Here is an 11,149-nt window from a genome sequence, read left to right on the forward strand (position 1 = left end):
ATGTACTGAGAGCTGGGAGGCTAGAACTATTAGAGGTAACCATAACGCTTCAAAGTCTCCCCCACTAATTCCTCTAAGCCCTTAACATCTTCAACACCTAGAGCCACTCTACCTTTACCCAAGCTTTTATTAGAAACACCACTTACAGACTCAGCAATAACTTCTTCAGGTAGATCAACTTCTAAGAAATCAAGGATTTTAGCTAACTCCCTCGATGGCTCAGTGACAAAGTCTTCGTACTTAACACGAACAACCTGGTCTTCAGAGAACTTAGACAGTTCAGCTTCAGACTTATCCACGCAACGCTGCCATTGCAAAGCACAAACTTCATTTAACGAGTGTGCCTCCAACGTTTCTTGCATGTCATCTAAAGCAGGTCCCCAGAACGCTAAACGACTATCTTTCGAAAAAAACCGATAAACCCGAGCCCACAAGTATCGTAATGCATAATATGGCAAATCACTCTTAGGTACATAGCGAACTTTTTCCAATATGTATGGTATATCTAATTTCGCGGTCCATCTAAGCTTTGCGGAGCCAGTTGCGTCTATACCGTCACGGTAGATAAATATGTATTTAGCATCGGGTAAAACCTCTTTTACAAAATCTACTCTAAGAGAGTTTGCACAGGTTTTCTCAATTACCATCGGAGAGTTATATTCTTTAGAAATTGCCGAAAACTTGCTACGTATATATTTCTTGATACTTGGCGTCACCTTGTTCGCAGGTATTTCATCTGACGGATGTTTCACGTTGCCATGACGCCAAATGTAATTGATCTCATCACAAGGCCAAGTACATATCCCATCAAAACTAGTCAAGACATCCCTTAACATATTAGTTCCCGATCGTGGTGCGCCAACAATCACTACCGGCTTAAAATCCCCGTGTCCCAAAATCATAACTCCTTTAATTCATGAGACCACTTTTCCAGACATGTCTCAATCTCAAATAATTCTTTATATGTAGCTTTTGCATTTTCTGAGAAAGTCAGACACTTTTCTCTATTATTTGCAAGTTCAGTTAACCTATACACTAACGCAGCTTTATCGTTTATCGGAGAACTAACGCCAATTTGCCTAGTTTCCACCATCTTTGCTAATTCGCTGTCCTGCTCAACAACAGAGAAAATTGGGCAGCCTTGCTCTAAATAGGTTAATGTCTTGCTTGGATAAGCATATCGAATGATCTCAGGCGTTAGACAAACAATACCGAAATCTGCAGCCTGCATTGCCCGTTTTGCAATCGATATTGGCTGGTGAGAGACAAAATGAATCAAATCTTTTGCTGGGCCAGAGTTAGCTAGCTTTGTGATTTCAGGTAATGCAGCACCTTCACCCATGAACACAAGTTCGACGTGCGTATTTCCACTCTGAACAAGTTCATGAATTGCTTCAACAAATAACTCCAAGCCTTGGAAGCGACCAATATTTCCGGCAAAAAACAGTCTCAACTTATCTTTTGATTTGACTTCAAACCAATCACTTTTAGAATTACTCAATTTATCTTCTGAAGGCAAACTAAAGTTATTAATAACACTAACTTTACTAACCAAAGAGGCATCACGTTTTCCGATTGCCTTACGCATATCTTCCGACAAAACAATGATACGACTCGCTCTTCTACAAGTAGCGATATCAATACGTTCTAAAGCTCTGTAGACCGTAGGATTAGAAAATTCACCTGATAATTTACCAATCTCGGGATGTAAATCCATACAATGATAAATGAGCTTTGCTCCGGTTAAACGAGATGCAATGTTTGCCGCAAAGCCAGGAACTACAGGTGGAGCTGTAGATACCATAATAACATCATAGCGCCCCTTAAGGGCTTGATAAATTATCAATAACAGAAACCTTAAAGTGTTGAATAGACGAAGAAATGGCCGCCCTGTTTCATTAGGCAACTCATATCTATGAACCGTAGCACCATCTAAATTAGCCGATTTAGAAAAGGTGTCATTTTCTACACCCTTTTTATAAGAAGGCTGACTTGAAAGCACATCAACGTTATGACCTTCTTCAACCCAATGACGAACAATACACCTCAACATGGAGGCGTAAGGAGGTGTATCAGGCCAATAGTAGCGATGGACAGCGAGTATTTTTTTAGATTTCTTCATTATTTTCTACAAAGACCAGCTTTTAAGCTCTACCATTCATAACGAGAAAAATCATCCAAATTACGCCACTTGCTAGTTAATTTAGCGGTTCCTAAAATCAACTTCGTAACTCGTAGCGAAGTATTTTCGACCTGGTACTCTTCAGGCGTTTCTCTATTTGGGTATAGATCTGCTTCTTGAACAACAAGGTCTATTGCATCTAACAAAATATCTGGGTTTAGCCCCGACATAACAATTGACCCGGCATCCAAAGCCTCTGGGCGTTCGATAGAATTTCTCAAAGTTACTGCAGGGAAATCTAGCATTGCAGATTCTTCAGAAATCGTTCCACTATCCGAAATAGCGCAAAATGAATCCTTCTGAAGTTTGTTGTAATCAAAGAAACCAAACGGTTTGAGGAAACGGATATCTCTATCCCCTGAATCCAGGTTCAATTGCTCTAAACGATTCTTTGTACGAGGGTGTGTCGACACTACAACCGGGTAACCATATCTATCATGAATTGAGTTAAGACACTCAACAACCTTTCTTAAATTATCTGGATGGTCAACATTCTCTTCTCTGTGAACACTGACAATAAAGTACTTCCCAGACTCCAGGTCAAGCTGCTGTAACACCGTACTAGAATCAATCGACTCCATTTTGGAGTTCAATACCTCAAGCATCGGTGAGCCGGTCACATAAATAAAGCGGTGAGACAAACCCTCGCTAATCAAATGACGGCGAGCATTCTCTGTATATACCAAGTTAAAGTCAGCCAAATGATCAACAAGTTTACGGTTAATCTCTTCAGGAACGTTAGCATCAAAACTTCGATTCCCTGCTTCCATATGATAAGTAGGGATCTTCATTCTTTTTGCCATCAAGGTTGCGATAGCGCTATTGGTATCACCCAAAACCAGAACGGCATCTGGCTTTTCTTTCAAATATACTTCTTCTGTCTTAATCAGAATTTCACCAAGTACTTTGCCCAATGATGACGTGTCAACATTCAGAAAGTAGTCAGGCTCCCTAACACCCAACTCATCAAAGAAAACTTGATTAAGTTCATAATCGTAATTTTGACCAGTATGTACCAATTTATGGTCAGTAAACTTTTCTAATGCTTCCATTACAGATGCTAAACGGATAATTTCTGGACGCGTCCCCAGAACAGTCATTACTTTTAGTGTTTTACTCATGCTTCTACTAGCTCGAAAAATGTATCAGAGTTTTCAGGGTCAAAAAACTCATCAGTCCAAAAAAAAGTGATCAGTTCAGAGTCACCAATATTGGTTATGTTGTGAGTATGGAGTGTTGGAATATCGACCAAGGCGGGTTGCCCTTCTTCAATAATATATTCAATAACCTCATTGGTATTGACTTTTCGCATCTTGATAGATGCCGCTCCTTGAAGAACAAAGAAACGCTCATACTTTCTAAGGTGGAAATGATTACCTCGCGTAATACCAGGCTTTGTTGTCGAAACAAATGATTGACCACCCGAGCCGACCTTAACTGTTTCAACCAACCAGCCTCTATCATCAGTATGCTTGGTTGCAATTACTTTCCTTGCATCTTGAGGTAGATAACTGCGGTAAGTATTAAACAAACAACGGTCAAAATGATCTGACAGATCGGGAACTATTCCAGCTTTATACTTTTCATCAAATAATCTTAGTTTTTCTACAACATCGCCAACGCTTATTTTCTTGCCTTTAACTCGATGCTCACCAATCGTTTTACTTTCGTATAAAGAAATAAAGAGAGCAACCAAATCTTGCACATGAATAAGCTCTAGCTGTCCGTTTCCATTAACTTCGACTTCTTGCTCATTTGCGATATGGTGGCAAAAAGTATTGGTACCTGAGTTGTAGTTCGGTAAACCAAACTCACCAAATACATGAGGAATGACTAGGTTTAAAAAACTAGCTGAATTTTCATCAGCCCAAGAACTAAAAACCTCAGAGACACCACTTTTACCTTTTCCATATGGAATATCAGTATTTTCGGCATGGGTAGTCGAAGAATAAACAACAAAAGGAGTGATTGATGCTGCCTTCATTGCCTCAACAAGTTGCTTCGCAGGGTCAATATTTCCATTCACAAGCTCTTCGTCAGAAGCTCTGTTTACTCCTGCTAAATGAACAATTAGCTCTTTATCAGAAACAAATTCTTTAAGACCTTCAGTAGAAGAAAATGTATCCCTAGTAGCAACATCCACTAATTCTACATCGTCTCTCGTTTTAAGGTACATTTGGAGGTGAGAGCCGATAAAACCATTACCTCCGGTTATTCCTATTCTCATCTATTTATCCCTACTGAGCATCCCATAACTCAAGCTCTTGTCTAACTTCCTTCAATTTTAATAGAGTATCTTCAACCTGCTTAACATCTAACTGCTCTGTGTTATGCGAGTGATAGTCTTCATAGGAAATCTCTTCCTTGTTCCCTTCAGAGAAGTACTTTTCATAATTTAGGTCTCGATTATCCATTCGAACGCGATAATAGTCCCCCATGTCTTCAGCTGTAACAAGCTCTTCATTTGATGCAAGAGTCTCGTACAACTTTTCTCCATGCCTCATTCCAATAATTTTGGTATCGACGTTAGACTTAAATAGGTTCTTTAGGGCTTGAGCTAAATCTTCTACAGTACAAGCTGGGGCCTTCTTGATAAAAACATCGCCTTGGTTCGCATTGAAAAACGCATGATCTACCAAATCCACAGCTTCGTTCAATTCCATAAGAAAGCGAGTCATTGTAGGCTCAGTAATTGTTATCGGCTTATTAGCTTTAATCTGTTCGATGAATCTAGGAATCACTGAGCCACGAGAATACATTACGTTGCCGTATCTAACGCATGAAATAACGGTTCCACTTTCAGCTTGTTGACGCGCATACGCCTGCGCAACTTTTTCCATCATTGCTTTACTCGTACCCATTGCATTAACGGGGTACACTGCTTTATCTGTACTTAAGCAAACGACACTTTTTACTTTGTTTGATACAGCAGCTTTAAGCACATTGTCACTACCGATAATGTTTGTCATTACGGCTTGCATTGGAAAGAATTCACAAGAAGGCACTTGCTTTAGAGCAGCTGCGTGAAATACGTAATCGACTCCGAGCATCGCGTCATGAATACTGTCATAGTCCCTAATATCGCCAATATAGAACTTCACACGTGGATCATCCATATATTGGGTTCGCATTAAGTCCTGCTTGGCTTCGTCTCGGCTAAAAACCCGGACTTCCTTACAATCTTTAGTAAGCAGGTATGTTGTAACAGTCTTCCCAAACGAGCCTGTGCCACCAGTCACTAAAATAGTGCCGCCTTTGTACATAATTTCTATCCACCCTTAATTATTAGCTAAATTCCCGACCTGATTTATTCATTCTCATACTATAAGAAGCGATTACCATATGAACATAGGGAGTAGCTGGCGATAATAATGAAAAAAACAGGACGCATACAGCAAAAAAAGCAGATATAGAGTTTTTTGCCTCAGAAGCTGATTTTAAAAAAACATAAGCCAATAAAGGCCCCCCAATTACTCCTAAGATAAAGAAAAATATCCCAGAAAAGTTTGATATTCTTTTGATTTCGGTCTCTCTATGCAGACTAATTTCTAGTGATTCAACAACCTCATCTAAAGCTTCTATATCTTGAGGCTGCAACATATTGTTAACACCGAAAACAACAGGCCCGACCCCGCGAGCAATTCTATTTGAAAGACTTTTATCTAACCCTACGAGATCTAAGCCATTATCCATCGCTTGCTGCACAATTAATCCTGCACGCGTATTTTTTAACGTTTCAGAATAGTAAGATACCCCACCAGAAATGATACAAAGAATAAAACAAAACCTAACAAAGAACTTAAACTTATCCTGAACAGAAATATTATTTAACACCAACCATATTAAAGTAGGCCCTATAACCGACACCGCACCTGAAAGAAAAACAAGCAGTAACGGAATGTAGGTATCAGTTATGTTCTTTTTGTACTTAGCCAAGTTGTCAATTATAACTAACAAACTAAAACCAATAAAACCAAGAAAACTTGGTTCAGACGCAAACGAAGCTGCACCACGAAGTTCAGATGTTCGGTAATTAGAGACTAATGAATGCAACAGTTCTGGACGTAAAGAGCCAAGTACAACACCCAGCAAATAGATTACACCCATCAACCTTGCAACAAATAAGATACTCGAAGCCTCCTTGTCCTCCATGCGAGAAGTTATAACAACTAAACAAATCAATGAGATAAGAGGAAGACACTCATTCCCTCCGCCACCATTTAAGAGTAACACCGCAATACATATAAAAGTGTAAAGCAAAATAACAACATCAATCAACGCGACACGTTTCATTATGTTTGCCAACACTAATAAGAATAAAAAAAAGTAATAATGAGGCTGTATATCGCTACTTAATGGGGATACTTTTAAGTACGGAAGCAATGCACTCGCTGCAGTCAAAACCAGTAGTATTACGTTAACACTAACCACTACCGACCCCTATACCCTTGACTGCGGCCGTTTTTTTTATAGCAAAATAAAAAATAAAAACGAGAAAGAATATAAGCTCTGCCGCCAAATTACTAACACCAAAATCTGCACTATCTAGGGAACCTAGCATTAGCATAGAGATATATTTGGCAACGAATTTAACAACCGCAAACAAAATAAGTGTTACACCAGAACTGATAGCAAGGAGAACCTGAAGCAAGACCATATTCCCCACCATCAAGGCAAATGGAAGCATCAAGTACTTGAACAACTCTCCTACCTCTCGAGTATATGATTCTGAAAATTTTCCTCTTTGGTAGGCCAGCCTGACTAGCTCTTCAGAGAACACCACTGCGATAAAAGCAACAACCAAAGTAACAATATATACCGGCAAAAGTTTTTTAACCAACTCATACTGAAACCCCACCTGATCATGTCGTAGAGCTATAAATTTTGCCGTATATATAACAAAGGTAGTTCCAATTACTGCACCAAGCCCATTTACAAGACCATATGCGTAATCTAAAAAAGAAATCCACCCTTCCCCCAAACTAGACGCAAATGCTCTATCAACAGCTCTAAGGGAAATGTTCACAAAATGAAAGATCATCCCAGATAGTATTAAACGCATTACTACCTTATCTTTAATACCTCCAAAGGAAAAGTAGCTACTCAATACCACCGGTATGTCCGCTATATTTCTAGCACTAATAATAAACGAAAGGGACACTACCCCACATGACACTACAAATGCGAAAACAAGCCCAGACAAATCTCGCATACCATAAGTTGTAGTAATCCACAGACTTACAACAAAACCAACATTACATATCAGATTAGCTGACGCTACTATATTATTTTTCTTATTGTACTGAAGGTAAATTCTAAAGTGAAAGTAAATACTGGATAATAGAAAGCCAAACCAAGCCACTCTACAATAAAAAGCTAAATCATTAATTTCGGCTATAGATAAATCAGGCCCAAGTAAAGGCGCATATACACCAGCAAACGCTATACCGATTATTGATACGAAAATAGATACAGTGCTTACTGGAGAGGACTCGACAAAGGTTACCGAGCTTTCGTCTCTAGAAACTCTAGGTAAAATTATTCCTACAAGCAACGTTGCAAAACTGAAGAAGAACGCATATGGGTATGATACAGCAAGACGATAGATATCTAGGTCGGAACTAGCTCCAATTTCATAAGCAATATAAACCTCCCTCAAGAAACTAGACAAGCTTCCAGCAGCAGTAAATATAACGAGGATTAACATGCTCTTTGGCCACTTTATATTCATGCAGTGCTGCCCACAAAAACCTAGAATTTATTTCTTAACGAAGAACTTAGTGAGAACATAAATTACTGAGAAAAAACCGCCAATTAGAATAAATAACAGGACTATGAACACCCGTCTAGGTTTTACCTTCTTTTCAGGAGAAATAGCTGGATCGATTACAGAAAAAGCATACTCTTTTCTAACTTTGGCTAGCATAATCGTTTGCGTCTGCTGCTCAATCAATTGATAAAAAGCACTTTCCATTGAGTGAGTTTGATCCTCGCCAAGCTGCTCCTGTAAATATGCAATACTCTGCTCAGCTTCAAGTATATCCCGGCTTCGTATCTGTTCGTTTATGTCACTAATAATCAAATTAAGCCATTCTTGTACGAGGGTGGGAGAATAAAAATCCAATGAGAGTTTCACCAAACCGTTTTTAGAGTCTTTAGTCACACTAAATAGCTTCATGAATCGCTCATACCCTTCCAAAAGTGAAGGTATAACAGTTTTTGGCGGCTTCACCTCCCTAACCCACTCGCTACGAACATTATCATATACGTCATAATCTATAACCAAACTATTTGAATCCATGTCCCAAGATTTAGATGCAATCAACGGAACCAGCAACTTATGCCGTTCGATAAAAGACATAATAAAAGCTTTAGACTTAATTATTTCAACAAACTGATCCGAGCGACTAGAAGTACCACGAAGGTTTATTCCTGCCAAGCTAGCCAACCCTCCAAACTGAGAAGCCATACCACCTAATCCTCCAGCTGACTCTTCTACAGGAGCCAAAAGAGCATCAGCTCTGTATATATCCGGAAGACTTTTTGCGAATAACACCCCTAGTACAGCGAACAAGGTTAGCGTGATTATTACTCGACCCTTGTATTCCCATACTGCTATAGCCAACTGAAACAAAGATATTTTATCTACAGTATCATTGGAAATTTTGTTTTCACAACTCTTAGTATCATTCATGCTAGAATATAATGCCTTAACTGTTGAACAATATTTTTCATTAAAACAAGATCCCTCGCCGCTTTAGTTCGGAGGTAATTGTATCAACGATAATAGCCACTGAGTACTTTGAAGTATCGATGTTTATTTCTGGCTTTTCTGGCTTTTCATAAGCTGAATCAATCCCAGTAAAATTCTTTATCTTTCCCGCTCGAGCTTGTTTATACAACCCTTTAGGATCTCTTTCTTCACAGATAGAAAATGGAGTATTAACAAACACCTCAATGAACTCACCTTCAGCAAACATATCTCTCACCATTCGACGTTCGCTCCTAAATGGTGAAATAAAAGCACTTAATGTGATTACCCCCGCATCAACAAATAAACCTGATACTTCCCCTACTCTTCGAATATTCTCAACTCGATCCTCATCAGAAAAGCCTAAATCTTTATTTAAACCGTGACGAACATTATCACCATCTAAAAGGTAAGTATGGTAACCATTGTCATGCAGCCAACGGTCTAAAGCATTTGCAATCGTTGATTTCCCAGCACCACTTAGACCTGTAAACCAAATCAAACAAGGCTTTTGTTTTTTAAGAACAGAGCGCTCTGCTCTTGAAACGTTTTGTTCATGCCAAACGATATTATTCTCAGCCATTTACAAACTCCCCACAGCAGCAGCACCCAAAGCAATCTGATAAAATATCTGACTCATATCACGCCACAAAACAACTTGGTCAATTTTATCCGCATCAAGCGGCACAACCACAGTATCGCCCGGCGCTAGTTGAGAATCATTACTTGCAAACCAACTAGACGAGTCAGGCATCTGAACCCCGCCATTAGCTTTAATAATATAAATACGTTCATCATCTGCTTTATCTGTTAGGCCACCGCTACGCTCGATATAATCCCAGTAATCCAGCTCTTGTTCGAAGAGTTGAGATACAGGAAGCTGGACTTCACCAATGACTGTCACGGAGCTCTTTCTCTCGGGGATGAATAGTTCATCTCCATCCTTAAGCGATATTGAATAAGCGTCTTGCCCTGCTATAACCTTCTCTAGATCAATAACTAGACGACCTAGGGCAGGAGTAGTCTTGAGTTTATCCAATAAACCCTGAGCCTCTCCTAAACCCTGAGCTTTACTTGCATCAAGCGTTGTTTGATTTGCTGCAACCACTTCGGCTTTGGCTATATCAGCCTCTAATCGCGCTTGCATTTCTCTTAGCTGCTGGGCCTGCTGAGCCTTTAAGTCTTCTCGTGTAAACATTGCTCCAGGTGCATAAGCATATTCAGTCAAACCGCCAGCACGTTCAATTACGTCTGCCAAGGTGTCGTTTTTATGGAAGGGGTAAACACCTGGGAACTTCACTTCACCGCGTAAGGTAATTTGTTTAGTCTCTGCCCATTCTGGAATTGCTTTAACGGTTAGTACATCTCTTGCCTGAAGCTTGCTTGATATGGCACTCGCATCAGAAAGTTGAATAACTCTTCTATCTTGTACTCTATCTTGCTGCTCATTAATGGTTGTTCTGTTCAATTCAGCGCTTGATAGGTAAGCTTTTTCTGTCAGGCCACCAGCGGCAGAAAGCAAGTTCTCGACAGTCATATTTTCAACTAAGGGATAAACACCTGGGTAACGAACGTTGCCACCGACCGATACTTCTTTTGAAGGAGTAGAAATACTTGCTTGCTGACGCAGTTCTTCCACTAACTTAACAACTTCTTCAGAGCGATCACCATATAGGCCAAAGAACACTAGCTCATCTAGGTCTTGTAGCACTGGATCTGCTTCGCTTTGCTGAGATTTCAATGCATCTGCGATTCTAAAAGAGTGAACACTTAATGTTCGCTCAGGTTTTGAATAGCGTTTGATTAACGCATAATTTAGGTCTGGCTCCGGCTTTAAGTATTCAATACTTTGAATGATATCACTCACTCGTAAACCGGGCGTCCAACGGCGCGTTTCGGCACGCTCTACATGGCCAGCCACTTTAATTACATTTTCTACCTTCGGCAGAATTTTAGGTAAGGTAATCTGGTCACCATTTTTTAAAGTGCGGTTTATATCAGCATTTAATGATAAGTCTAAATTCAGGAACTCACGTTCATTTTGCTCATTAACCCGTTCAAGCGTCGCGCCTTGAGGGTAAGCTGAAGCCAACATACCACCGGAATATGAGAGAAGATCAGAAACGGAGCCACTACCTTTAAGCTCATAATATGCTGGGCGTTTAATTTGGCCCTTTATTGCTACTTGAGGGCCAACAGCTGGAATAAATACCACA

10 protein-coding genes are annotated in these 11,149 nt (G+C 39.8%); all 10 read right to left on the minus strand.

Annotation, left to right across the window (positions count from 1 at the left end; genetic code table 11):
* Positions 1-29 precede the first annotated feature (29 nt).
* Positions 30-896 (minus strand): sulfotransferase, encoded by an 867-nt coding sequence (locus A3757_RS08560; protein ID WP_231878244.1) that lies wholly within the window; start codon positions 894-896, stop codon positions 30-32.
* Between the two features lie 2 nt (positions 897-898).
* A complete protein-coding gene (locus A3757_RS08565) occupies positions 899-2,122 on the minus strand; it encodes a glycosyltransferase family 4 protein (RefSeq protein ID WP_068739423.1) in 1,224 nt (407 codons plus the stop codon).
* A 29-nt stretch (positions 2,123-2,151) separates the two neighbouring features.
* Positions 2,152-3,303: a non-hydrolyzing UDP-N-acetylglucosamine 2-epimerase gene (gene wecB / locus A3757_RS08570; protein ID WP_068739425.1), complete on the minus strand. Its 1,152-nt coding sequence runs from the start codon at positions 3,301-3,303 to the stop codon at positions 2,152-2,154.
* Positions 3,300-4,409, minus strand: a complete 1,110-nt coding sequence (locus A3757_RS08575) for an NAD-dependent epimerase/dehydratase family protein (RefSeq protein ID WP_068739427.1) — start codon at positions 4,407-4,409, stop codon at positions 3,300-3,302. The genes wecB and A3757_RS08575 overlap by 4 nt, the downstream gene beginning before the upstream one ends.
* Positions 4,410-4,419: 10 nt before the next feature.
* Complete coding sequence (locus tag A3757_RS08580; protein ID WP_068739429.1) at positions 4,420-5,445, minus strand: polysaccharide biosynthesis protein; 1,026 nt, start codon at positions 5,443-5,445, stop codon at positions 4,420-4,422.
* Between the two features lie 22 nt (positions 5,446-5,467).
* On the minus strand, positions 5,468-6,475 hold the full coding sequence (locus A3757_RS08585) for a hypothetical protein (protein WP_156491785.1): 1,008 nt from the start codon (positions 6,473-6,475) through the stop codon (positions 5,468-5,470).
* A gap of 130 nt (positions 6,476-6,605) precedes the next feature.
* Complete coding sequence (locus tag A3757_RS08590; RefSeq protein ID WP_068739433.1) at positions 6,606-7,913, minus strand: lipid II flippase MurJ; 1,308 nt, start codon at positions 7,911-7,913, stop codon at positions 6,606-6,608.
* 27 nt (positions 7,914-7,940) lie between these two features.
* On the minus strand, positions 7,941-8,876 hold the full coding sequence (locus tag A3757_RS08595) for a Wzz/FepE/Etk N-terminal domain-containing protein (RefSeq protein ID WP_068739435.1): 936 nt from the start codon (positions 8,874-8,876) through the stop codon (positions 7,941-7,943).
* A 40-nt stretch (positions 8,877-8,916) separates the two neighbouring features.
* The gene (gene cysC / locus A3757_RS08600; protein WP_068739437.1) at positions 8,917-9,516 is read right to left on the minus strand and encodes an adenylyl-sulfate kinase; all 600 of its coding nucleotides are present in this window, start codon (positions 9,514-9,516) and stop codon (positions 8,917-8,919) included.
* Positions 9,517-11,149: SLBB domain-containing protein (locus A3757_RS08605; RefSeq protein WP_197469950.1), on the minus strand; the 1,633-nt coding region annotated here is incomplete at its 5' end. It abuts the gene before it with no gap.

The organism is Oleiphilus sp. HI0117 (assembly GCF_001635235.1).

Bases quoted from the DNA above. Each gene is read 5' to 3' on its own strand.
- A3757_RS08595 (WP_068739435.1), bottom strand. From the start codon at position 8,876: ATGAATGATACTAAGAGTTGTGAAAACAAAATTTCCAATGATACTGTA.
- A3757_RS08585 (WP_156491785.1), bottom strand. From the start codon at position 6,475: ATGAAACGTGTCGCGTTGATTGATGTTGTTATTTTGCTTTACACTTTT.
- wecB (WP_068739425.1), bottom strand. From the start codon at position 3,303: ATGAGTAAAACACTAAAAGTAATGACTGTTCTGGGGACGCGTCCAGAA.
- A3757_RS08590 (WP_068739433.1), bottom strand. From the start codon at position 7,913: ATGAATATAAAGTGGCCAAAGAGCATGTTAATCCTCGTTATATTTACT.
- A3757_RS08580 (WP_068739429.1), bottom strand. From the start codon at position 5,445: ATGTACAAAGGCGGCACTATTTTAGTGACTGGTGGCACAGGCTCGTTT.
- A3757_RS08575 (WP_068739427.1), bottom strand. From the start codon at position 4,409: ATGAGAATAGGAATAACCGGAGGTAATGGTTTTATCGGCTCTCACCTC.
- A3757_RS08565 (WP_068739423.1), bottom strand. From the start codon at position 2,122: ATGAAGAAATCTAAAAAAATACTCGCTGTCCATCGCTACTATTGGCCT.
- cysC (WP_068739437.1), bottom strand. From the start codon at position 9,516: ATGGCTGAGAATAATATCGTTTGGCATGAACAAAACGTTTCAAGAGCA.